The organism is Micrococcus antarcticus, assembly GCF_044872765.1.
GTDB lineage: Bacteria > Actinomycetota > Actinomycetes > Actinomycetales > Micrococcaceae > Micrococcus.
Map to the genome: position 1 here is coordinate 736,907 of NZ_CP085253.1, position 22,305 is coordinate 759,211.

18 protein-coding genes and 1 tRNA gene are annotated in these 22,305 nt (G+C 74.0%); 5 read left to right on the forward strand and 14 right to left on the reverse strand.

Going from position 1 to position 22,305, the window contains the following annotated elements:
- Positions 1-50 precede the first annotated feature (50 nt).
- Positions 51-1,391, forward strand: coding sequence for a LysM peptidoglycan-binding domain-containing protein (locus tag LG274_RS03445; protein ID WP_343281958.1), 1,341 nt, complete (start codon positions 51-53; stop codon positions 1,389-1,391).
- A 44-nt stretch (positions 1,392-1,435) separates the two neighbouring features.
- Positions 1,436-3,361: a Stk1 family PASTA domain-containing Ser/Thr kinase gene (gene pknB / locus LG274_RS03450; protein ID WP_343281959.1), complete on the forward strand. Its 1,926-nt coding sequence runs from the start codon at positions 1,436-1,438 to the stop codon at positions 3,359-3,361.
- A 21-nt stretch (positions 3,362-3,382) separates the two neighbouring features.
- On the opposite strand, the gene LG274_RS03455 is transcribed toward pknB, so the two are convergent.
- Together LG274_RS03455 and LG274_RS03460 are read right to left on the reverse strand one after the other, a co-directional pair.
- Positions 3,383-4,783 carry a class II 3-deoxy-7-phosphoheptulonate synthase gene (locus tag LG274_RS03455; protein ID WP_298711332.1) on the reverse strand — a complete coding sequence of 467 codons (1,401 nt, stop codon included), beginning with the start codon at positions 4,781-4,783 and terminating at the stop codon, positions 3,383-3,385.
- Positions 4,784-4,847: 64 nt separating this feature from the next.
- Positions 4,848-5,561: a 1-acyl-sn-glycerol-3-phosphate acyltransferase gene (locus LG274_RS03460; protein WP_298711337.1), complete on the reverse strand. Its 714-nt coding sequence runs from the start codon at positions 5,559-5,561 to the stop codon at positions 4,848-4,850.
- Positions 5,562-5,631: 70 nt separating this feature from the next.
- On the opposite strand from LG274_RS03460, the gene LG274_RS03465 reads away from it, so the two are divergent.
- Both LG274_RS03465 and LG274_RS03470 read left to right on the forward strand, forming a co-directional pair.
- Complete coding sequence (locus LG274_RS03465; protein WP_298985434.1) at positions 5,632-6,411, forward strand: carboxylesterase; 780 nt, start codon at positions 5,632-5,634, stop codon at positions 6,409-6,411.
- Positions 6,412-6,514: 103 nt separating this feature from the next.
- Positions 6,515-8,350 carry a long-chain fatty acid--CoA ligase gene (locus tag LG274_RS03470; RefSeq protein ID WP_298985432.1) on the forward strand — a complete coding sequence of 612 codons (1,836 nt, stop codon included), beginning with the start codon at positions 6,515-6,517 and terminating at the stop codon, positions 8,348-8,350.
- A gap of 25 nt (positions 8,351-8,375) precedes the next feature.
- On the opposite strand, the gene LG274_RS03475 is transcribed toward LG274_RS03470, so the two are convergent.
- The 8 genes from LG274_RS03475 to LG274_RS03510 form a co-directional block, all read right to left on the reverse strand.
- Positions 8,376-9,839 carry a mycothione reductase gene (locus LG274_RS03475; protein WP_298711345.1) on the reverse strand — a complete coding sequence of 488 codons (1,464 nt, stop codon included), beginning with the start codon at positions 9,837-9,839 and terminating at the stop codon, positions 8,376-8,378.
- Positions 9,840-9,877: 38 nt separating this feature from the next.
- On the reverse strand, positions 9,878-13,408 hold the full coding sequence (locus LG274_RS03480; protein WP_404465429.1) for a pyruvate carboxylase: 3,531 nt from the start codon (positions 13,406-13,408) through the stop codon (positions 9,878-9,880).
- Between the two features lie 80 nt (positions 13,409-13,488).
- Complete coding sequence (locus LG274_RS03485) at positions 13,489-14,067, reverse strand: MerR family transcriptional regulator (protein WP_248117737.1); 579 nt, start codon at positions 14,065-14,067, stop codon at positions 13,489-13,491.
- A 246-nt stretch (positions 14,068-14,313) separates the two neighbouring features.
- The gene (locus tag LG274_RS03490; RefSeq protein WP_404465431.1) at positions 14,314-14,835 is read right to left on the reverse strand and encodes a bifunctional nuclease family protein; all 522 of its coding nucleotides are present in this window, start codon (positions 14,833-14,835) and stop codon (positions 14,314-14,316) included.
- Positions 14,828-15,508, reverse strand: coding sequence for a MerR family transcriptional regulator (locus LG274_RS03495; protein ID WP_248117802.1), 681 nt, complete (start codon positions 15,506-15,508; stop codon positions 14,828-14,830). The genes LG274_RS03490 and LG274_RS03495 overlap by 8 nt, the downstream gene beginning before the upstream one ends.
- Before the next feature lie 91 nt (positions 15,509-15,599).
- Positions 15,600-16,025 (reverse strand): FHA domain-containing protein, encoded by a 426-nt coding sequence (locus LG274_RS03500; RefSeq protein ID WP_298711355.1) that lies wholly within the window; start codon positions 16,023-16,025, stop codon positions 15,600-15,602.
- Positions 16,026-16,126: 101 nt separating this feature from the next.
- A complete protein-coding gene (gcvH, locus tag LG274_RS03505; protein WP_248117743.1) occupies positions 16,127-16,513 on the reverse strand; it encodes a glycine cleavage system protein GcvH in 387 nt (128 codons plus the stop codon).
- Between the two features lie 178 nt (positions 16,514-16,691).
- Positions 16,692-18,170: a peptide MFS transporter gene (locus tag LG274_RS03510; protein WP_404465996.1), complete on the reverse strand. Its 1,479-nt coding sequence runs from the start codon at positions 18,168-18,170 to the stop codon at positions 16,692-16,694.
- A gap of 201 nt (positions 18,171-18,371) precedes the next feature.
- Between LG274_RS03510 and LG274_RS03515 the strand changes: the two genes are divergently transcribed.
- A complete protein-coding gene (locus LG274_RS03515) occupies positions 18,372-18,893 on the forward strand; it encodes an adenine phosphoribosyltransferase (RefSeq protein WP_248117745.1) in 522 nt (173 codons plus the stop codon).
- Positions 18,894-18,990: 97 nt separating this feature from the next.
- On the opposite strand, the gene LG274_RS03520 is transcribed toward LG274_RS03515, so the two are convergent.
- From LG274_RS03520 to cmk, 4 genes are all read right to left on the reverse strand, one after another.
- Positions 18,991-19,064: transfer RNA gene (locus LG274_RS03520), tRNA-Pro, on the reverse strand.
- Positions 19,065-19,402: 338 nt separating this feature from the next.
- The gene (locus LG274_RS03525; protein ID WP_248117747.1) at positions 19,403-19,891 is read right to left on the reverse strand and encodes a hypothetical protein; all 489 of its coding nucleotides are present in this window, start codon (positions 19,889-19,891) and stop codon (positions 19,403-19,405) included.
- 103 nt (positions 19,892-19,994) lie between these two features.
- On the reverse strand, positions 19,995-21,533 hold the full coding sequence (gene der / locus LG274_RS03530; protein WP_404465435.1) for a ribosome biogenesis GTPase Der: 1,539 nt from the start codon (positions 21,531-21,533) through the stop codon (positions 19,995-19,997).
- Positions 21,530-22,303 carry a (d)CMP kinase gene (gene cmk / locus LG274_RS03535; RefSeq protein WP_404465437.1) on the reverse strand — a complete coding sequence of 258 codons (774 nt, stop codon included), beginning with the start codon at positions 22,301-22,303 and terminating at the stop codon, positions 21,530-21,532. The genes der and cmk overlap by 4 nt, the downstream gene beginning before the upstream one ends.
- Positions 22,304-22,305 lie beyond the last annotated feature (2 nt).

Below are 22,305 nucleotides of genomic sequence, written 5' to 3' on the forward strand. Positions count from 1 at the left end.
CGCTTCCCCACCGCCATGTCCCGCATGACCCTGGATCCGAGGTCCTCACCGTGCCCCTCTCCGCTCGCACCCCCGCCCGCCGCCGCCTGCGCTCCGCACTCGCCGGCGGAGCCGTCCCCCTGATGCTCCTGGCCGCCGTCCCGGCGCAGTCCCAGGCCGCTGAGACCACCTACACCGTGCGCCCCGGCGACGGCTGGTGGGTCATCTCGGAGCGCACCGGCGTCTCCATGTCCACCCTGTGGTCCCTCAACGGGATGAGCGCCTCCACGATGCTCCACCCCGGCATGGTCCTGAAGACCGGCGCGGCCGCCTCCACCCCGGCCCCCGCGCCGACCACCGGGTCCGGCACCTACACCGTGCGCCCCGGCGACGGCTGGTGGGTCATCTCGGAGCGCACCGGCGTCTCCATGTCCACCCTGTGGTCCCTCAACGGGATGAGCGCCTCCACGATGCTCCACCCCGGCATGGTCCTGAAGACCGGCGCGGCCGCCTCCACCCCGGCCCCCGCGCCGACCACCGGGTCCGGCACCTACACCGTGCGCCCCGGCGACGGCTGGTGGGTCATCTCGGAGCGCACCGGCGTCTCCATGTCCACCCTGTGGTCCCTCAACGGGATGAGCGCCTCCACGATGCTCCACCCCGGCATGGTCCTGAAGACCGGCGCGGCCGCCTCCGCCCCGGCCCCCGCGCCGACCCCGACGCCCGCCCCCGCGCCGACCACCGGGTCCACCGTGCGCTACACCGTGGTCACCGGCGACACCCTGTGGGGCATCTCCCAGCGCTTCGAGGTCTCCATCTCCCAGCTGCTCAGCCTGAACAGGATCACCGCGGAGTCCATCCTGCGGCCCGGCCAGGTGCTCGTGATCTCCAACGGCGCCGTGGCCCCGCAGCCCGTCTCGGACGTCCAGCCGATCGGCAACACCTTCCTGCACTACACGTACCCGCCGCACGTGACCGCCGCGGCCAACGAGAACTACCGCCTGCTCCAGTCCGTGCCGGTGCCCTCCCGCGAGCAGATGCAGCAGATCGTCCGCGAGACGGCCGCCAAGATGGGCGTCGACCCGCGCCTGGCCCTGGCCCACGCGTACACCGAGTCGCGCTTCAACCAGCGGGCGGTCTCCCCCGCCAACGCGATCGGCACGATGCAGGTCATCCCCGTGACGGGCGAGTTCGCGTCCCAGCTGGTGGGCCGGAAGCTGAACCTGCTGGACCCGTACGACAACGTGACGGCAGGCATCGCGTACATCAAGTACATCCAGGCCCGCACGCCCACCCTCGAGCTGGGGATCGGCGCCTACTACCAGGGCCTCGGCGGCGTGCTGCGCGACGGCCCCCGCCCGGACACCGTGGACTACATCGCCAAGGTGAAGGCCGCGATGGCCATGTTCTGAGCGGCGCCCGCCGCGGGCGGGATCCGGTCCTCTAGGCTGGAGCGATGAGCAGCACACGCCGCGACCCCCTCGTCGGGGGCATCGTCGACGGCCGCTACGAGGTCCGGGACCGCCTCGCCCGCGGCGGCATGTCCACGGTCTACCGGGCCGTGGACCTGCGCCTCGACCGCGAGGTCGCGCTCAAGGTCATGCACCCGCACCTCGCGGAGGACCCGGCCCTCGTGGGCCGCTTCGAACGCGAGGCGAAGACCGCCGCCCGGCTCTCGCACCCGCACGTCGTCGCGGTGCTGGACCAGGGGCACACCGACGACGGCGACGGCGGGGTGCTGGCCTACCTCGTCATGGAGCTCGTGCCGGGCCACACGCTGCGCACGGTGATCCGTGAGGACGCGCCGCTGACCCCGCGCGAGGCCCTCGACGTCCTCGCCCCGGCGGTGGACGGCCTGGCGGCGGCCCACCATGCGGGGCTCGTGCACCGGGATGTGAAGCCGGAGAACGTCCTGGTCTCCACGGACGGGCGGATCACCGTGGCCGACTTCGGCCTCTCCCGCGCGGCCACCACCCACACCGCCACGGGCCAGGCGCTCGTGGGCACGCCGGCCTACCTCGCCCCGGAGCTCATCACGGGCGGGACCGCGGACGCCCGCGCCGACGTGTACGCGGCGGGCATCGTGCTCTTCGAGCTGCTCACGGGCCGGCAGCCCTATCCGGCGGCGACCCCCATCCGCGTGGCCTACCGGCACGTGCACGAGCGCGTGCCCGTGCCGTCCTCGGTGGTCCCCGGGCTGCCCGAGCCCCTCGACGACCTCGTCCTGTGGTGCACGGAGCCGGACCCCGCGGATCGTCCCGCCGACGCCGGGGCGCTCCTCACCGAGCTGCGCTCCCTGGCCGTGCGGCTCACGCCCGAGGAGTTGGACCACCGTCCCCACGGCCATCCTGTCCCGGTGGACGACGAGACGCGGGTGCTGGCCTCTGCGCCGCGGCACTCCGGCGACCCCGAGACCGCCGTGCTCGACGCCGTCCACGGCGCCTCCACGCCCCGCTCCTCCCCGGCGCCCGCACCGTCGGCATCCCCGGCACCGGCGGCGGACCCGGCGCCGCTCCCGCGCACGGACCCGCCCGCGTCGCGAGACCGTCCTGACATGCGGGAGCCCGCCGCGTCCCGCGCGCGCCCCGCGGCCACCCCCCGTCCCCCCCGTCCGGCCCGTGAGGGCCGTCGCGCCGCGCGCCGGGCCGAGGTGCCGCTCGGCGAGGGGGCCGGCAGGACGGTGGCGATCGGCACGGCGGTCACCCTCCTGCTCACCGGTGCCGCGCTGCTCCTGGGATGGACGCTCGGCTCGGGCGGTGCCCCGCTCGGCGCGGCCGGCGTCGCCGTCATGCCGGCGCTCGAGGGGCTGGACCGCGCCACGGCGGAGGAGCGGCTCGCCCATGCCCGTGTGGCGGTCGAGGTCTCGGCCCGGGCCGACGAGCGCTACTCGGACGGCACGGTCGCGGCCGCCGCTCCGGCCGCGGGAGCCCCGCTGGCCCCGGGCACGCGCGTGGAGCTGACCGTCTCCACCGGCCCGGCCCCCGTGTCCGTCCCGGACCTGACGGGCTCCACCATCAGGCGGGCCCACGCGCGCGCCGCCGAAGGGCACCTGCGGGTGAGCGTGGCGGAGCGGCGGACCGACCGCGAGGTCCCGGCCGGCACCGTGCTCCTCCAGACCCCGGCCGCCGGAGCGCAGGCCGCGCCGGACTCCGCGGTCCGCGTGGTGGTGTCCGCGGGTCCGGCGCGCCGCGTCGTGCCCGAGCTCGGCGGGCAGGACGTGGCCCGGGCCCGGGCCGCCCTCGAGGAGCTGGGCTTCACGGTGCGCGTCCACGAGGCCCCGCTCACGCCGCTGCGGGAGCGCTCCCCCGTCGTGGCGCGCCAGAGCCCTGCCGCCGGGACGGAGCTGGACGAGGGCACCGCCGTCGAGGTCTGGGGCCTCTGACGGCGCCCTCCCCGCCGAAGGTCAGCCGCGCTCGGGGTGGGAGAGCGCGTCGGTGACGGCGAACGCCATCTCGAGCGACTGCTGATGGTTCAGCCGCGGGTCGCACAGGGTCTCGTAGCGCGCGTCGAAGTCGGCCTCGTTCACCGGCTCCGAGCCGCCGAGGCACTCGGCCACGTCGTCGCCCGTGAGCTCCACGTGCATGCCGCCCGGGTGGGTGCCGAGGGCGCGGTGCACCTCGAAGAATCCGCTGACCTCGTCCATGACGTCCTCGAAGCGGCGCGTCTTGTAGCCGTTCGCGGCGGTGACCGTGTTGCCGTGCATGGGATCGGTGACCCACACCGGCTGCACGCCCGCATCGCGCACGCCCTCCACGATCCCGGGGAGGACGTCGCGGATGACGCCCGCCCCCATGCGCGTGATGAAGGTGAGGCGGCCGGGCTCGCGCTCCGGGTCCAGCTTCTCCGCGAGCTCGAGCGCGTCCGCCGCCGTCGTGGTGGGGCCGAGCTTCACGCCGATCGGGTTGCGGACGCGGGAGAGGTAGTCCACGTGGGCGCCGGCCACGTCGCGCGTGCGCTCCCCGATCCACAGGAAGTGCGCGCTCGTGGCGTAGGGGTCGCCGCTGCGGGAGTCCACGCGCGTCAGCGCACGCTCGTAGTCGAGGAGCAGCGCCTCGTGCGCGGAGTAGAACTCGGTGCGGCGCATCGCCTCGAAGTCCACGCCGGCGGCGTCCATGAACCGGACGGCGCGGTCGATCTCCGCCGCGAGCTCCTCGTACTGCGCGTACGCGGGGTTGGCCATGAACCCCTGGTTCCACTGGTGGACGCTGCGCAGGTCCGCGAAGCCGCCCTGCGTGAACGCTCGCACCAGGTTCAGGGTGGAGGCGGCCGTGTGGTAGGCCCGCACCATGCGCCGCGCGTCGTGGCGGCGCGCCTCCTCCGTGAACTCGTAGCCGTTCACGATCTCCCCGCGGAAGCTCGGCAGGGTGACCCCGTCGCGGGTCTCGGTGTCCGAGGAGCGCGGCTTGGCGAACTGCCCGGCGATCCGCCCCATCTTCACCACGGGCATCGACGCCCCGTAGGTGAGCACGGCGGACATCTGGAGGATGGTCTTCACGCGGGCGCTGATGCGGTTGGCGGTGGAGCCGGCGAAGGTCTCGGCGCAGTCGCCGCCCTGAAGGAGGAACGCCTCACCGCGGGCCACGGCGGCCAGGCGGGTGCGCAGCACGTCCACCTCGCCGGCGAAGACGAGCGGGGGCACGGTGCTCAGCTCGGCGACGGCCGCCTCGTAGTCCTCCCGGTCCGCCCAGGAGGGGGCCTGCGTGATGGGCAGCGAGCGCCAGTCGTCGAGGCCCGGGGTGTCCGCGGCGCCCTCCGTGATGGCGGTGCCGAAGGCCAGGATCTGATCGCGGGGGTCCGAACTCATGCCTCCAGGCTAGGGGCGCACCGGGGCCGGGGCGCGCGCATGACGCGGCGCGGCGGCCCGCGCCTCACGCGCCCGGGCGTCTCCGGGGCGGGGCCACGGCGCGGCCCGCCTTCACGTCCCCGGCGTACGCATCCACGTACTCCTGGCCGGAGAGCCGGCGGATCGCCTCCATGACCTCGTCAGTGACCTCGCGCAGGACGCGCGGGTCGTCCGCGTCCGCGACGCGGTCGGAGAAGTCCAGGGGCTCGCCGAAGATCATCCCGAGGCGGCGGATCGAGGGCAGGCTGCGTCCGATCGGCTGCACGCGGTCCGTGCCGATCATGGCGATCGGCACCACGGGGGCGCCGGTGGCCAGGGCGAGCTTCGCCACGCCGATCTTGCCGCGGTGCAGCCGCCCGTCCGGGCTGCGGGTCCCCTCGGGGTAGATGCCCAACAGGTCCCCCCGGCGCAGGCAGTCCACGCCTGCCTCGAGCGAGCGCAGGGAGGCGGCCCCGCCCGAGCGGTCCATGGGCAGCTGGTTGGCGGCCTCGAAGAACTTCCGGGTGACCCAGCCCTTGACGCCGGGTCCGGTGAAGTACTCCTTCTTCGCCAGGAAGTGCACCTGGCGGTCGAGCATCGCCGGCATGAACACGGAGTCCGAGACGGAGAGGTGGTTGCACGCGAGGATCGCCGGGCCGGACGCCGGGACGTTGCCCAGCCCCTTGACCCAGGGGCGGAACAGCACGCGGGTGGCGGGGGCCACGACGAAGGTCTTGGCGGACCAGTAGAACGTGGACACGGCGGGGCCTTCCGGAGACGGGGCGGGTGCGGAGACCATCCTACGCAGGGGTCCGTCGTAGTCTGACGCCATGGTCCAGCACTCCGAAGTCCGCGCCGAGCACCGCCCGTTCCGCCTGCCCCCCGCCGCGCCCGCCCGCGTGCCGCACACCGTGGTGATGCTGCACGGCTTCACCTCCGGTCCCCACTCCGTGCGGGCGTGGGCCGAGGGCCTCGCGGCGGCGGGCTCCGAGGTCGCCGTCCCGCTGCTCCCCGGCCACGGCACCCACTGGCGCGACCTCGCGGACACCCCCGCCCCTGAGATCCGGGCGGCCGTGCGACGGACCGTCGACGCCGAGCTCGCCCGCGGGCTGCCGGTCGTCGTCGCAGGCCTGTCCCTGGGCGGCGCCCTGGCCCTCGACGCCGCCGCGCACCGGCCGGTGGCGGGCGTACTGCTCGTGAACCCCGCCCTGCGCTTCGCGAGCCCGCTCGCCCCGGCCGCACCGCTGCTGCGGCACGTGGTGCCCACCGTGGCCTCGATCGCCAACGACGTGGCCGACCCCGAGGCGGACGAGCTCGCGTACGAGCGCACGCCGGTGGCCGGCGTCGCGGCCGTGGGCGCGATCCAGCGGGCGGCGCGCCGCGGGCTCGGCCGGGTCACGGCTCCCGTGACGGTCTTCCGCTCGGCGCGCGACGCCGTCGTCCCCGCCGCGAGCCACCGCACCCTCCTGCGCGGACTGCGCCGCGCGCCCGTCCAGGTGGTGCCCCTGCCGCGCAGTCGGCACGTGGCCACGATGGACCTCGACAGGGAGCTGCTGGTCGAGCGCAGCCGGACCGCCGTCGCCGGCGCCGTGCAGGGGCTCCTGCGGTAGGCTGGCCTGTGATCCGCCTCACCTGACAGCCCCGTGCGTCGACGCCGCGACCCGCCCGGGTCCCCGCAGCGGCGCAGAGGAGGCACCCGACCCAAGGAGGACCATGCGCGAGGTCAGCGAGCCCTACCACCCCCGGCTGGCGCCGGAGTCCAACATCACCGACGTCCTGGAGCGCCAGGCCCGCGAACGCCCGGACGCCGCGCTCTTCGCCGTGCCCGAGGGCGAGGGCGGCTGGCGGGACGTCACCGCGGCGCAGGCCCGCGACCGCGTCGCCGAGCTCGCCCGCGGGCTCATGGCCGCCGGCATCGGTCCCGGGGACCGCGTGGGCCTCATGGCCGCCACGCGCCTGGAGTGGACGCTGGTGGACTTCGCCATCTGGTACGCCGGCGCCGTCACCGTGCCGATCTACGAGACCTCGTCCGCCTCCCAGGTGGCCTGGATCCTCGAGGACTCCGGTGTTCGCGCCGTGGTCGCCGACACCGCCGAGCGCGCCAAGACCGTGCGGGACGCCGTGCACCGTGAGGGGCTCGACGCCCTGGTGGGCCTCTGGACCATGGACGCCCCCGACGCCGAGCCGGGCGCCGGACTGGACGAGCTGACCCGCCTCGGGGCGGACGTCACGGAGGCCGACCTCGAGGCGCGGCGCTCCGCCACGCACCTGGCCGACCTCGCCACGATCATCTACACCTCGGGCACGACCGGCCGCCCCAAGGGGTGCGAGCTCACCCACGGGAACTTCGCGGAGCTGGTGAACCAGACCCTCTCCTCCTCGCTGGGCGAGGTCGTCACCGAGGACGCCAGCACCGTGCTGTTCATCCCGCTCGCGCATGTGTTCGCACGCTTCGTCTCGGTGCTCACCGTGGGGGCCGGCGCGCGCTGCGGGCACGTCGCGGACCTCGCGCAGCTCTCGGGCTCGCTGCAGTCCTTCCAGCCCACGTTCCTCCTGGCCGTGCCCCGCGTGTTCGAGAAGATCTACAACGCCGCACTGCTCTCCGCGCAGTCCGGGGGCAAGGGGCGGATCTTCGAGCGCGGCGCGGACATCGCGGTCCGCTACTCCAAGGCCCTGGACTCCGGGAAGGTGCCCGTGCCGCTGCGCGTCAGCCGCGCCTTCTACTCGGCGCTCATCTACCGTCGCATCCGCACCGCCATGGGCGGACGCCTGCGGTACGCGGTCTCCGGCGGCGGCCCCCTCTCCCCCGACCTCGCGCACTTCTTCCGCGGCCTGGGCGTCACCATCCTCGAGGGCTACGGCCTGACCGAGACGACGGCGCCCGTGACGGTCGGCCGTCCGGGCGGCCTGCGCATCGGCACGGTGGGTCTTCCGCTGGGCGGCAACGAGGTCCGGATCGCCGAGGACGGGGAGATCCTCACCCGCGGCACCTCGCTCATGCGCGGCTACCACAACCGTCCCGAGGCGGACGCCGAGGCCTTCGAGGACGGCTGGTTCCGCACCGGCGACTTCGGCAGCCTCGACGACGACGGCTACCTGCGCATCACGGGCCGCAAGAAGGAGATCCTCGTGACGGCCGGCGGCAAGAACGTGGCGCCGGCCCAGCTGGAGGACGCCATCCGCTCCGACGCGCTCATCTCCCAGGTGATGGTCGTGGGCGATGCGAAGCCCTTCGTCGCGGCGATCGTGACCCTCGACGCCGAGACCCTGCCCGCCTGGCTCGCCGCCCACGGCCTGCCCCGGACCCTGGATGTTGCCGCCGCCGCCCGGGAGGAGAAGGTGCGCGCCCACATCCAGGCCGCCGTGGACCGCGCCAACGCCACCGTGTCCCGCGCGGAGGGAATCCGCGAGTTCCGGATCCTGGACCGGGACTTCTCCCAGGACGAGGGCCACATGACGCCCTCGCTGAAGATGAAGCGCGCGGCCATCCTCCGCGACTTCCAGAAGGAGATCGAGGACATCTACGCGGGCGCCGCCCCCCGCCCCTGACCGGGGCGGCGTGGCGGGGGCGGCGTCAGAGGAGCCCGCAGTCCGGAACGTCGAGCCCCAGCAGGGCGTTCTCGATGACCTCCGTGAGGGCGGGGTGCGGCCAGTACTGCCCCCGCGCCATCGTGTGGGCGTCGAGCCCGAACGTCATGGCCTGCACGAAGGGCTGGATGAGGTTGGCGGCCTCGTGCCCGAGGATGTGGGCGCCCAGGATGCGTCCCGTCGCCCGCTCGGCCACCACCGTGCACAGCCCCTCACGGTCCTCCATGGCCCAGCCGTACGCCACGTCGCCGAACCGCTGGACCTTCACGGTGACGGCCTCCGCGCCGTGCTCGAGGAGGGCCTGGGCCTCGGTCTGCCCGACCGAGGCGACCTGGGGCCGCGTGAACACCGCGGCGGGGACCGGGACGTCGCCGATGGCGCGGAGGTCGTCGGGGTGCTCGAGGTTGTGCGCCACCACGCGGGCCTCGCGGTTGGCGACGTGCTTGAGCTGCCAGTCGTTGGCGGCGTCGCCCAGGGCGAAGACCCCCTCGGCCGGCTCGCCGCCGCGCAGCACGCGCTGGTGCTCGTCCACCGCGAGCACGCCGCCCTCGGTGAGGTCCAGGCCGGCGGCGTCCACGTGCAGCCGGTCCGTGTTGGGGATGCGGCCGACGGCCATGAGCACCGCGTCGGCCTCGATCTCCTCCTCCACCGTCCCGCTCTGCTCCTGGCCCTCGGCGGGGTCCAGGCGGACCCGCACCCAGCCGTCGGCGGCGCGCGCCTCGTCCTCGGCGGGCTCGACGCCGGCCAGCGTCCATCCGGTGCGCACGTCCCACTGCTCGCGGGCGATCTCGGTGAAGCGCGTGGACACCGTGAGGTCGTGCTCCTTCAGCAGCCGGTGTCCGCGGTTCAGCACGATCACCTCGGAGCCGAGGGCGGAGAAGATCGCGGCGAACTCCACGCCGATGTAGCCGCCACCGACCACCACCAGTCGGCGCGGGAGACGGTCCAGGCGCATCACCGTGTCCGAGGTGTGGACCGAGGGCAGGTCCATGCCCGGGACGTCCGGCACGGCCGGGCGGGAGCCGACCGCCACGACCACACGGTCAGCGGTGAGCACGCGCCCGGTCGCCGTCTCCAGGCGCCGCTCCCCCGTGAACCTGACCTCCTCGCGCACCACGGTGACGTGCGGCTGGTCCTCGCTGCGGAAGCGCAGCCCGTCGGCGCTGATGCCGTCGATGCGCGTGAAGATCCGATCGCGGATGGCCGGGAAGTCCGCCCCCGTGAAATCGAGCCCCACCCCGAGGCGCGCGGCCTCGGCGGGGGTCGCCGCGAGCTGGGCGGGGTAGGCGTACATCTTCGTGGGGATGCAGCCCACGTTCAGGCACGTGCCTCCGAAGGTGCCGGAGTCCACGAGGGCGACGCGGCGGCCCTCCCAGTGCTCCGTGATGAGCGTGTTGCCCGATCCGGAGCCGATGACGATCAGGTCGAAGTGTTCCTCAGACGTGGACATGCCCCCAGCCTAGGGGCTGGGGGCATGTCGTCGCTGGCTCACTGACCGTCGATCACCAGGATCAGGTCGCCACCGTTGACGGGCGTCACGCCCTCCGTCACCACTCGCGAGACCGTGCCGGAGACGGGGGCGGTGATGGCCGCCTCCATCTTCATGGCCTCGATCGTGGCCACGGGCCGGCCGGCCTCCACGGCGTCGCCCACGGCGACCTGCACCGTCACCGAGCCCGCGAAGGGCGCCGCCACGTGGCCGGCCGCCGCGGGGTCGGCCTTCTCGGCGGTGCGGACCGTGGACTCCACCGAGCGGTCCCGCACCATCACCTGGCGCAGCTGCCCGTTGAGGGTGAGCATGACGGTGCGCATGCCCTTCTCGTCGGGCTCGGAGACGGACTGCAGGACGGCCAGCAGGCGGACGCCGCGGCCGAGCGAGATGACGTGCTCCCGCCCCGGGACGAGCCCGTAGAGGAAGTCGCGCGTGTGCAGCGTCCCGGTGTCGCCGAACTCGTCGCGGTGCGCCTCGTACTCCCGCGTGGGGGCGGGGAAGAGGAGGCGGTTCAGGGTGTCGCGGCGCGCCTGGCCGCCGGCGGCCAGGGCGGCCGCGTCCTCGGAGCTCACCTCGGCCGTGCCGGCGCCCTCGCGGCGGCCCTGCAGGGCCTTCGTGCGGAAGGGCTCCGGCCAGCCCCCGGGCGGGTCGCCGAGCTCGCCGCGCAGGAAGCCGACCACGGAGTCGGGGATGTCGAAGTCCTGCGGCCGCTCCCCGAACTCCGCCGGGTCCACGCCCTGGCCCACGAGCTGGAGTGCGAGGTCGCCCACCACCTTGGAGGACGGGGTCACCTTCACGATGTTGCCCAGCAGGCCGTTGGCCGCCGCGTACATCGACTCGATCTGCTCGAACCGCTCCCCCAGCCCCAGGGCGATCGCCTGGGTGCGGAGGTTGGAGAGCTGGCCGCCCGGGATCTCGTGGCGGTACACGCGGCCGGTCGGTGCCGGCAGGCCGGCCTCGAACGGCGCGTACACGGTGCGCACGGACTCCCAGTAGGGCTCCATGGCCGTGGCCGCGTCGAGGCCGAGGCCGGTGTCCCGCTCGGTGTGCTCGAGCGCGGCCACCAGAGCGGACAGCGGCACCTGGCTCGTGGTGCCCGCCATGGACGCGGTGGCCGTGTCCACGGCGTCGACGCCCGCCTCGGAGGCCGCGAGCAGGGTGGCCAGCTGGCCGCCGGCCGTGTCGTGCGTGTGCAGGTGGACGGGCAGGTCGAACTCGGCGCGCAGGGCGCCCACGAGCTCCCGCGCGGCGGCGGGGCGCAGGAGCCCGGCCATGTCCTTGATGGCCAGCACGTGCGCGCCGGCGTCGACCATCCGGCGGGCGAGCCCCAGGTAGTAGTCGAGGGTGTAGAGGGTCTCAGCCGGGTCGGTCATGTTGCCCGTGTAGCACAGCGCCGCCTCCGCGACGGCGGTGCCCGTGGCCCGCACGGCCTCGATCGCCGGGGTGATCTGGGAGACGTCGTTGAGGGCGTCGAAGATGCGGAAGACGTCCACGCCGGTGGCGGCGGCCTCGGCCACGAACGCGTCCGTCACCTCGGTGGGGTACGGCGTGTAGCCCACGGTGTTCCGCCCGCGCAGCAGCATCTGGATCGGGATGTTGGGCAGCTCCGCGCGGAGCAGCGCCAGCCGCTTCCACGGGTCCTCGTGCAGGAAGCGCAGGGCGACGTCGTACGTGGCCCCGCCCCAGGCCTCCACGGACAGCAGCCCGGGGAGGGTGTGGGCGACGGCGGGCGCGGCGGCCAGGAGGTCGCGCGTGCGCACGCGGGTGGCGAGGAGGGACTGGTGGGCGTCGCGGAACGTGGTGTCCGTGACGGCCAGCGCGGTCTGCTCGCGCAGCGCGGCGGCGAAGCCCTCCGGGCCCCGCTCGAGCAGCACTTGGCGCCAGCCGGGCGGCGGCACGGCCGCGGGGTCACGGCTCGGCCCGTCGAACGGCGAGCGGTCGGGCTCCTGGCGCTTGTCCCCGGGGTGCTCGGGCAGCCGGTCGCGCGGGTCGATGCCCTCGACGCGGGGGCCGTGCGGCTGGTTGACCGTGACGTCTGCGAGGAACTGCAGCGCCTTGGAGCCGCGGTCCTGCGAGCGGTTCACGGAGGCCAGCTCGGGGTGCTTGTCGATGAAGTCGGTGGCCACGTCCCCGCTGAGGAACTGCGGGTCGTCCATGACGTTCATGAGGAAGGGGATGTTCGTCGCCACGCCGCGCACGCGGAACTCGGCCAGCGCGCGGCGGACGCGGCGCACGGCGGTGGCGTAGTCCCGCCCGCGGCACGTGAGCTTCACGAGCATCGAGTCGAAGTGGGGGCTGACCTCGGCACCGGCGTAGATGGTGCCGCCGTCGAGCCGCACGCCCGAGCCGCCGGCGGACCTGTACGCCGTGATGGTGCCGGTGTCCGGGCGGAACCCGTTTGCCGGGTCCTCGGTGGTGATGCGGCACTGCATGGCGAAGCCGCGCACGTGCAGGGAGTCCTGCGTGATGCCGAGCTCCGGCAGGGTGGCGCCGCCGGCGATGCGCAGCTGGGCCGCCACGAGGTCGACGTCCGTGACCTCCTCGGTGACCGTGTGCTCCACCTGGATGCGGGGGTTCATCTCGATGAACACGTGCTGGCCGGCGCGCTCGCCTGCGGTGTCCACCAGGAACTCGACGGTGCCGGCGTTGACGTACCCCATCTCCTTGGCGAAGGCGACGGCGTCCCGGTGCAGGGCCTGGCGGATGTCCTCGTCCAGGTTCGGTGCCGGCGCCATCTCGATGACCTTCTGGTGGCGCCGCTGCAGCGAGCAGTCGCGCTCGAAGAGGTGCACCACGTTGCCCTCGGAGTCCGCAAGGATCTGGACCTCGATGTGCCGGGGGCGCAGGACGGCCTGCTCGAGGAAGACCGTGGGGTCGCCGAACGCGGTCTCCGCCTCGCGCATCGCGGCCTGGAGGGAGTCCCGCAGGTCCTCGCGTCGCTCGACACGGCGCATGCCGCGACCGCCGCCGCCGGCGACGGCCTTGACGAAGATGGGGAAGCCGATGCCCTCCGCCTGTTCCAGGAGCCACTCGACGTCCGCGCTCGGCTCGGAGGAGGCGAGCGTGGGGATGCCCGCCTTCTTCGCGGCGCGCAGGGCCTCCACCTTGTTGCCGGTCAGCTCCAGCACGTCCGCGGGCGGGCCCACGAAGGTGATGCCGTTCTCGGCCGCCGCGCGGGCCAGGCCCGCGTTCTCGGAGAGGAAGCCGTAGCCGGGGTAGATCGCTTCCGCGCCGGCGTCCTTGGCGACGCGGATGATCTCGTCCACGTCGAGGTAGGCGCGGACCGGGTGGCCCTCCTCGCCGATGCGGTAGGCCTCGTCCGCCTTCTGGCGGTGGATGGAGTTGCGGTCCTCGACGGGGAAGACCGCGACGGTGCGGGCTCCCAGCTCGTAGCAGGCACGGAAGGCGCGCACCGCGATCTCGCCGCGGTTCGCCACGAGGACCTTGGAGAAGACGGGGGTCGAACCGGCCTCGGCCTGCCGACCCGCGGCGCTGCGGGTGGTGACGGATTCCTCAGGTGCATTCATACCCCGAGTGTGTCACAGCGCACCCTGATTTCCCTTGACCTGACCCACACATGACGCGCGGGGCCGCCGCCAGGCGGGTCTCAGGAGGCGCTGCGGGCGGGCCGGCGGGCGTGCCGACGCCGGGCGAGCTCGTCCGCGGGCTCGTCCGTCGCGGCGCCGAGCAGCTCGCTGGGGAGGTCGGCCAGGCTCCCCTCGACCTCACGCCACACGCGGCCCACGGCGATCCCGAAGACGCCCTGCCCGCCCTGCACGAGGTCCACGACCTCGTCCGCGGAGGTGCACTCGTACACGGAGGCGCCGTCGCTCATCAGGGTGATCTGGGCCAGGTCCGCGACGCCGCGCTCGCGCAGGTGCGCGACGGCGGTGCGGATCTGCTGGAGGGACACGCCCGTGTCCAGGAGCCGCTTGACGACCTTGAGCACGAGGATGTCGCGGAACGAGTAGAGGCGCTGAGATCCGCTGCCGGCCGCTCCGCGCACGGTGGGCACCACGAGGTCGGTGCGCGCCCAGTAGTCGAGCTGCCGGTACGTGATGCCCGCGGCCTTGCACGCGGTCGGGCCGCGGTAGCCGACGTCGCCGTCGGGTGAGGCGGCCTCGAAGAGGCTGTCCTGCCGGCCGTCGATCACGGGCGGATGGCCGGCACCTGTCCTCGGCGTCATGGGTGGACCCTTCTGATCATGGGCCCCCGTGCGAGATGCCGAGGACGCCCGGACGGCCCGGCCGGCGAGGCGGGGACGCGTCCTGGCGGTCCACGGCGCGGGACCCTTCTGCTCGACGGTACGTCCGAGCCCCGGGCCGGTCAACGAACCCGGCCGTGAACGGCGGTCGTGTCGCGCCCCCGGACCCTCCCGGCTCGCGCCCGCGGGGACTCGCCCGGCGTCACCGCGCGGGCCCGGGCGCACCGCTCAGCCGAAGTCCTCGGGGCGCACCGAGTCCAGGAAGTGACGGAAGTCGTCCAGCTCGCCCTCGTCTCCGGCCTCCTGCCCGCGCGCGTCCATCCCGGCCTCGGCCAGCACCGCGGGGTCGCACAGCACGGGGGCCTCGGCCCGCAGGGCCAGCACCACGGCGTCGGAGGCCCGGGCGTCCACGGTCGCGCCGCCGCTGAGGTGGAGCTCGGCGTGCACGACGTCGTCTCGCACCTCCGTGAGGCGGACGCGCTCGAGCGTCTGGCCCAGGGCCGCCAGGACGGAGACCAGCAGCTCGTGGGTGAGCGGCCGCGGGGTGGGTGCGGCGTCCAGGGCGAGCGCGGCGGCCGCGGCCTCCGGCGCCCCGACCCAGAGGGGCAGCATCGTGTCCCCCTCCGGGTTCAGCAGCAGGACGACGTGGTGCTGCTCCGGCAGCTCGACGCGCACGCCGAGCACCGTGAGCGGCACGTCCGGACCGCGCCTGTGCGGTCCGCGGGCCTTGCCGTCCCCGCCCTCAGTCATCCCACTGCTCCAGGCCGGTGCTCACCAGCGCGGAGTGCAGCTGGAGGCACGCCTCGGCGATCTCGTGGGCCCGGCGGGCCACGCGGGTGCGGGTCGCGGCGTCGCGGCGCGACGTCAGGGGCACGACGGCCCGCTCCACGAGGCCGAGCTCCCGGTCCGCCGCCGCACGGAAGGGGCGCAGGTGGCGCGGCTCGAGCCCGTGGGCGGCCAGGGCGACGGCGGCCCTCGCCACGCTCACGGCGTGCACGCTGTACCCGCCGTCGTCGTCCACGGGGAGCAGGGAGTACTTCTCGAGCTCCTCCAGCAGCTCCTCCGCCGCCCCGGAGTCCCGCGCGAGCTCGGCGCGGGACCGCCGCCGCTCGCCTCCGGCCACCTCGTGGCCGAGGCGCTCGGCCTCGGACTGGGGGGCCAGCGTGACCCCGCCCGGCAGGTCCTGGGGGCGCTCGCCGCGGTCGACGGCGTCGAGGTGCTCCCGGATCACCTTCAACGGGAGGAACTGGTCGCGCTGGAGGGTGAGCACGAACCGCAGCCGGTCGACGTCGGCCGGGGTGTAGCGGCGGTATCCGGCCGGGGTGCGCTCCGGATGGACCAGGCCGCGCTCCTGGAGGAATCGGACCTTGGAGGCGCTCACGGCGGGGAAGTGCGGCTTGAGCTCGGCCACCACGTCCCCGATGCCGAGCGCGCCGAGCGGCCGCGTCCCCGCATCGGTGCGGGACGGCGGCGTCGGCTCGTCGGAGGGGGCGCTCACGGAGCGGAGGCTGCGCTCAGGCGCCGGCGACGCCGGCGTAGTAGGCGAGGCGGTACTTGCCGATCTGCACCTGCATGCCGGAGCGCAGGCGCACCTCGTCCACCCGGTCGTTGTTCACGTAGGTGCCGTTGAGGGAGTTCATGTCCACGATCCGGTGCCCGCCGCCCTCCGCGCGCAGCTCGGCGTGGCGGCGGGAGACGGTCACGTCGTCGAGGAAGATGTCCGCGTCCGGATGGCGGCCCACGGTCACCACGGGCTGGTCCAGGAGGAAGCGCGCCCCGTGGTCGGGGCCGCCGTGGGCCAGCAGCAGCGCGGAGCCGACGGGCAGCGCGCGCACCGCATCGGACTCCTCCGGGGTGAGGTCGGCCGCCACGAGGGGGGCGAGCTCCGTCAGGCTGATGGAGGAGGTGTGGAGGTCCGGTTCGTGTCCGGGCTGCTGCATGGGGTGCTCCTGTGCGCGGGCCCCCGACGCGCGGGGGTGGTGTGGGTGCCGCCGACGCCGCCCCCGCGCGAAGGGGGCGGGGCGGCGTCGGAGGGAGGGGATCAGCTGACGTGCGAGGCGTAGCCCTCGGCGTCCATGAGGCCGTCGAGCTCGGCGGCGTCGGAGAGGGTGATCTCCAGCAGCCAGCCGCCCTCGTACGAGGCGCTGTTGACGAGGCCGGGCTCGCCGTCGAGCTCCTCGTTGACGGCCGAGACCGTGCCGGACACCGGGGCGTAGATGTCGGAGACCGACTTGGTGGACTCGACCTCACCGACAGCGGTGCCCGCGGTGACCTCGGTGCCGACCTCGGGGAGGTCGACGTAGACCACGTCGCCGAGGGCGTCCTGGGCGAAGTCGGTGATGCCGACGCGCACGGTGCCCGCGGCGTCGGCCTCGGCGATCCACTCGTGCTCGGCGGAGTACTTCAGTCCTGCGGGGATGGTGCTCATCGGGAGGGCCCCTTCACTGGTGGAGACGACGGTGGGTGCTCTCCAGCACCTTACCGAATCCGCGGGTGACTCGCGCCACCGCACGGCACTCGGAACGCTCGGCGCCCCGCACCGGGAGGGGTGCGGGGCGCGGAGCGGGCCTGCGACGGCGCGCGGGCCGGGAGGGGAACGGCGTGCGTCAGCGCACGCCGCGCATGCCGCGGCGGATGGCCGGGGCCAACAGGAGCATGAGCAGGCCCACGCCCACGGTCACGGCGCCGATGACGCCGAAGTAGCCGGCCTCGTTCTGCTCGGAGTAGGACCCGGCGAGGGACCCGGCGAGGGCCGAGCCCAGCGCGACGGCGAGGTTGAACAGTGCCACCGTCATCACGGGGAAGGCCGCGGGCGCCAGCTTCGTGGACAGGGAGAGGCCGACGGGCGACACCATCAGTTCGCCCAGCGTCATGACGAAGAGGATCAGCGTGAGCCACAGCAGCGGCACGGAGGCCACGCCCGCCATGGGGATGAAGAGCAGGAACGCGAGGCCGATCAGGAGGATGCCGATGCCGAACTTCACCGGGGTGGAGGGCTGGCGGTTCCCGAGGCGGGTCCACAGGGCCGCGTAGATCGGCGCGAAGGCGATGATGAACACCGGATTGATCGAGTTGACCCACTCCATCGGGGCCTCCCAGCCGGCGACGACGCGATCGAGGCGGTTCTCCGAGTACAGGGCCACCACGGTGAACTGCTGCTGGAACAGCGCGAAGAACACCGCGGTGCCGACGAAGAGCGGGATGAAGGCCTTCACGCGCGACCGCTCGTCCGCGTCCACCTTGGACGAGGTCAGGAGCACCACGAAGATCCCGACCGCCGCGAGGGCGGAGAGCACGACGACGGCGTCGGCGAGGTTGTCCACCGTCACCAGTCCGGTGAGGAACAGCGCCGCGACGACGGCCACGGCGGCGAGCGCGATGAGCGCCCAGCGGCCGTACTGGGAGCGCGGCAGCGGGTCCGGGACGCCGTGCACGCTGTCCGGGAGGTCCTTGCGCGTCAGGGCGTACTGCGTCAGGCCGATGGCCATGCCCGCCGCGGCAAGGCCGAAGCCCACATGGAAGCCCCACATGTCGCGGGCCCAGCCCGTGAGGAGCGGGCCGATGAGGGCGCCGATGTTCACGCCCATGTAGAAGATGGAGAAGCCGGCGTCACGGGCCCGGTCGCCCTTGGCGTAGAGCGAGCCCACGATGTTGGCCGCGTTCGCCTTGAGGCCGCCGGAGCCGATGGCCACGAGGAAGAGGCCGAGGATGAGGCCCGGCACGCCCGGGACGAGGGCGAGGGCGATGTGGCCGAGCATGATCCCGATGGCGGAGAAGAACAGGGTCTTCTCGGAGCCGATCAGGCGGTCGGCGACCCAGCCGCCGAGGATGCAGAAGACGTAGACCATGCCGCCGTACGCGCCCACGATGCCCGTGGCGACCGCGCGGTCGATCCCCAGGCCGCCGTCCGCGACGGACCAGTACATGTAGTACACGAGCATGGCCTGCATGCCGTAGAAGGAGAACCGCTCCCACATCTCCACGGAGAAGATGTTGGCGAGGGGTCCGGGCTGGCCGAAGAACCGCCGGCCCGAGGGGTTGTGCGCGTCCGGCGCGCCGGGCGACGGCGCCGTGGCGGGGTTCACGCGGGCGGAGGGCTCGACGTCGGGCGCGGAGCCGGGGGCGGTGTCTGTGCGATGGATCACCGATCCACTGTCCTCCCGGACGCCCTCGTTATCAAACTGACAAGGGGTGATGCTCGACACTCGACGGACGTTGCGGGGGCGGCGGGCTCTCTCATCCCGCGCCCGGAGGGCCACCCGCGGGCGCCCGTCTACGCTGGCCCCATGCCTCACTCCCCCGAGATCGACCGCGCCCGCTCCCTGATCCGCGTCGTCCAGGACCACCCCGTCCCGGGCGTGGCCTTCCAGGACATCACCCCGCTCCTGGCCGACGCCCGGGCGTTCCGGGCGTGCGTGGAGGCGCTGGTGGAGCCTTTCGCGGGGTCGTTCGACGTGGTGGCCGGGGTGGAGGCCCGCGGCTTCCTGCTGGCAGGCGCCGCCGCGATGCTCACGGGCACGGGACTCGTGCCGCTGCGCAAGGCGGGCAGGCTCCCCGCCCCGGTGGCCTCCGCGAGCTATGCGCTGGAGTACGGGGAGGCCGCCATCGAGGTCTCCGTCGACCTGCACACGGGAGACCGCGTCCTCGTCCTCGACGACGTCCTGGCCACGGGCGGCACGCTCGCCGCGGCGGCGCGGCTAGTGAGGGAGCGGGGGGCACACGTGGCCGGCGCGGCGTGCCTGCTCGAGCTCGAGAGCCTCGGCGGACGGGCGGCCGTGCCCGATGCCCACGCACTCATCCGCGTCTGACCCGGACAGGCGGTCACATGGACGGCCCGTCACACCGAGGGGCCCGGACGCAGAAGGACCCGGCCCCGCCTGCGGCGGAACCGGGTCCTTCGATCGGTCGGGCTGACAGGATTTGAACCTGCGACCCCTTGACCCCCAGTCAAGTGCGCTACCAAGCTGCGCTACAGCCCGTGGCGACTCCGCGTCCTGCGCGGTTCGGCACCCGATGATCCTACACCGCCCCCGGCCGGGAGGCGAATCGGCGAGGACGACGCGGCGGGGACCCACCGCTCGGAGACGAACAAGGGGCCCACGTCCGCTTCCGCGACCATGCACCCCTTGCCCCTGTACCAAGGGTGACCCGACCGAGAGTCCCCCAGTGTCCGCGGCCTTCGCCGAGGCGTCCCGCGGTGGTCTACACGCATCTGTGGCAGGGCCGTCCCGGGGGACGGCACGAACCATCGATGATCATGCGTACGCGGGTGAGGATAGCACGGGAGCCGCCTCCCGCCGTGCCACGGCGCCGCAGGTCAGAACGTGAACGCGCGGTCCCCCACGCGGAACTCCACGTCCTTCAGGTCTGGCATGGACTCCTTGGCCCTCTCGGCGGCGTCCCGCAGCTGACCCTCGAGCTCGGCGGGGTCCGCGGAGAGGACGTCGTCGGCGTAGTCCACGATCACCCTGCCCTCCTCCTTCATGGCCTCCACGTCCACGACGTCGTCCACGGAGGGCAGGGAGGACACGAGCTCGTCGGCCGTGGCCTGCGCGTCCTCGGAGGCGTCGCCGAGCCCGGAGAGGGCGTCCTCGGCCCGCTGCCGCAGGTCCGGGAGGTCGACCCGGCGGTCGGCCTCGTCCTCGAGCTCCTGGATGCGCTGCTCGGCCCGGGAGATCCGCTCGTTCGCGCTCTCCAGGGCGGCCTGGGTCTCGGAGTCGTCCGCGGCACAGCCGCTGAGGGTCAGCGCCAGGGCGGCGACGGCGGCCATCGAGGCCGCGGGGCGGGGGCGTCGGCGGGTTCTCATGGATCCAGGCTAGCCGGGCGGCATGGACGTCGCATGGGAGCACCGCCTCCGCCGCCTGGGAGTTCACGAGCGGCGGACTCTTCCGGCGGAGGGGGTGCCGGCGTCAGCGGCGGCGGCCGCGCTTCTCGCGCACGCGCATGCCGATCTCGATCGGCGTGCCCTCGAACCCGAAGGTCTCGCGGAGGCGGCGCGTGATGAAGCGGCGGTAGCCCGGATCCAGGAAGCCCGTCGTGAACAGCACGAACTTCGGGGGACGGACCGAGGCCTGCGTCGCGAAGAGGATGCGGGGCTGCTTGCCGCCGCGCAGCGGGTGCGGGTGCGCGGCCACGAGCTCGCCGAGGAACGCGTTGAGCTTGCCCGTGGGGATGCGGGTCTCCCACGAGTCGAGCGCCGTGTCCAGCGCGGGCACGAGGCGGTCCTTGTGCCAGCCGGTGAGCGCCGAGATGTTCACGCGCGGAGCCCACGCCACGTGCGCGAGGTCCCGGTCGATCTCCTTCTCGAGCTGCTCACGGCGGTCCTCGTCCACCTTGTCCCACTTGTTGAACGCCACCACGAGGGCGCGGCCGGACTCGAGCGCCATCTGCAGGATGCGCACGTCCTGCTCCGAGATGACCGAGGGGGCCTCCAGGAGGACCACGGCCACCTCGGCCCGGTCCAGGGCGGACGCGGTGCGCAGGGAGGCGTAGTAGTCCGCCCCGTGCGCCATGTGCTGGCGGCGGCGGATGCCCGCCGTGTCCACGAAGCGCCACAGGCGCCCGCCGAGCTCGATCAGCTCGTCCACCGGGTCACGGGTCGTGCCCGCGAGGTCGTCCACCACCACGCGGTCGGAGCCCGCGAGCTTGTTCAGCAGGGAGGACTTGCCCACGTTCGGGCGGCCCACGAGAGCGATGCGGCGGGGGCCGCCACGCGGCACCAGGCCCCCGTGCGCCGACTCCTCGGGGAGCGCCTCGAGGGCGGCGTCCAGCAGGTCGGCCACGCCGCGGCCGTGCACGGCCGAGACGGGGTGGGGGTAGCCGAAGCCGAGGGACCACAGCGAGGCCGCCTCGGCCTCCTGCACCATGTCGTCCACCTTGTTGGCGGCCACGATCACGGGGCGGTCCTTGCGACGCAGCATGGTCACCACGGCCTCGTCGGTGGAGGTCATGCCCACGGTGGAGTCCACCACGAACACCACGGCGTCGGCCACGTCCACCGCCAGCTCGGCCTGCTCGGCCACGCGGCGGTGGATGCCCTTCGCGTCGTGCTCCCAGCCGCCGGTGTCCACCACGGTGAAGGTGCGGCCGTTCCACTCCGCCTCGTAGGAGACGCGGTCACGGGTCACTCCCGGCACGTCCTCCACCACGGCCTCGCGGCGGCCGATGATGCGGTTCACGAGGGTGGACTTGCCCACGTTGGGGCGGCCCACGATCGCGAGCACCGGGGGCACGGGCACGTCGGGCTCGAGGTCGTCGTCCACGTCCCAGTCGCCCAGGAGCGCGGCGTCCTCGTCGTCCAGCTCGTAGTCGGCCAGGCCGGCGCGCAGCGAGGCGGCCCGCGCGGCGGCATCCTCGTCGCTCATCGCGGCGAGGCGCTCGGCCACCTTGTCGTCGCCCGCGGGCGTGTACTCGTCGTCCTCGGGGCGGTTCTGCGGGTTCTCGCTCATCGTCCCTGTCCCTTCTCGGCCGGGCGCGCCCCACGGGCTGCCTCCCCGGCCTGTTCCTCGACGGCGGCCATCACGGCCGCCACGGTCTGCTCGAAGTCGAGCTCGGTGGAGTCCACGAGCACCACGCCCTCGGCGGGGCGGTCGAACGTGGAGACGGCGGCGTCGCGCGCGTCGCGCCCGACCACCTGGCGATTCAGCGTGCCGGCGTCGACGCCGGGCTCGCCGGCGGCGGCCAGCTGGCCTGAGCGGCGGGCCGTGCGCACGGCCTCGGAGGCCGTCAGCAGGACGCGGGCGTGGGCATCGGGGGCCACCACGGTGGTGATGTCCCGACCCTCGGCCACCATGCGCCCGGCGTCCGCGATGGCCGCGCGCTGGCGGCGGCGCAGCTCCTCACGCACGGGGATGACGACGGCCACGGTGGAGACGACGTCGGTCACCTCGGCACCGCGGATGGCCTCGGTGACGTCCGCCTCGCCCACGAGCACGACGTCCTCGTCCGGGTGGGTCGACTGGGTCAGCGGCATGGTGCGCGCCGCCTCGAGGATGGCCTCGGGGTCGGCGAGGTCCACCCCGGAGTCCAGGCAGTGCCACGCCACGGCGCGGTACATCGCCCCCGTGTCCAGGTAGGCGGCGCCCAGGCGCCGGGCCACCTCGCGGGACACGGAGGACTTGCCGGACCCGGAGGGGCCGTCGACGGCCACCACGAGGGGCGCGGCGTCCGTGCGCGCGGCCTCGGCCGCGCGGGCGTGCTCAGCGGTGTTCTCGGTCATCC

Excerpts from the sequence above, each read along its gene's own strand:
- LG274_RS03525 (WP_248117747.1), bottom strand. The coding sequence starts at position 19,891 with ATGAGAACCCGCCGACGCCCCCGCCCCGCGGCCTCGATGGCCGCCGTC.
- LG274_RS03455 (WP_298711332.1), bottom strand. The coding sequence starts at position 4,783 with ATGAGTTCGGACCCCCGCGATCAGATCCTGGCCTTCGGCACCGCCATC.
- pknB (WP_343281959.1), top strand. The coding sequence starts at position 1,436 with ATGAGCAGCACACGCCGCGACCCCCTCGTCGGGGGCATCGTCGACGGC.
- LG274_RS03515 (WP_248117745.1), top strand. The coding sequence starts at position 18,372 with ATGCCTCACTCCCCCGAGATCGACCGCGCCCGCTCCCTGATCCGCGTC.
- cmk (WP_404465437.1), bottom strand. The coding sequence starts at position 22,303 with ATGACCGAGAACACCGCTGAGCACGCCCGCGCGGCCGAGGCCGCGCGC.
- LG274_RS03500 (WP_298711355.1), bottom strand. The coding sequence starts at position 16,025 with ATGCAGCAGCCCGGACACGAACCGGACCTCCACACCTCCTCCATCAGC.
- LG274_RS03470 (WP_298985432.1), top strand. The coding sequence starts at position 6,515 with ATGCGCGAGGTCAGCGAGCCCTACCACCCCCGGCTGGCGCCGGAGTCC.
- gcvH (WP_248117743.1), bottom strand. The coding sequence starts at position 16,513 with ATGAGCACCATCCCCGCAGGACTGAAGTACTCCGCCGAGCACGAGTGG.
- LG274_RS03475 (WP_298711345.1), bottom strand. The coding sequence starts at position 9,839 with ATGTCCACGTCTGAGGAACACTTCGACCTGATCGTCATCGGCTCCGGA.
- LG274_RS03485 (WP_248117737.1), bottom strand. The coding sequence starts at position 14,067 with ATGACGCCGAGGACAGGTGCCGGCCATCCGCCCGTGATCGACGGCCGG.
- LG274_RS03490 (WP_404465431.1), bottom strand. The coding sequence starts at position 14,835 with ATGACTGAGGGCGGGGACGGCAAGGCCCGCGGACCGCACAGGCGCGGT.
- der (WP_404465435.1), bottom strand. The coding sequence starts at position 21,533 with ATGAGCGAGAACCCGCAGAACCGCCCCGAGGACGACGAGTACACGCCC.
- LG274_RS03480 (WP_404465429.1), bottom strand. The coding sequence starts at position 13,408 with ATGAATGCACCTGAGGAATCCGTCACCACCCGCAGCGCCGCGGGTCGG.
- LG274_RS03465 (WP_298985434.1), top strand. The coding sequence starts at position 5,632 with ATGGTCCAGCACTCCGAAGTCCGCGCCGAGCACCGCCCGTTCCGCCTG.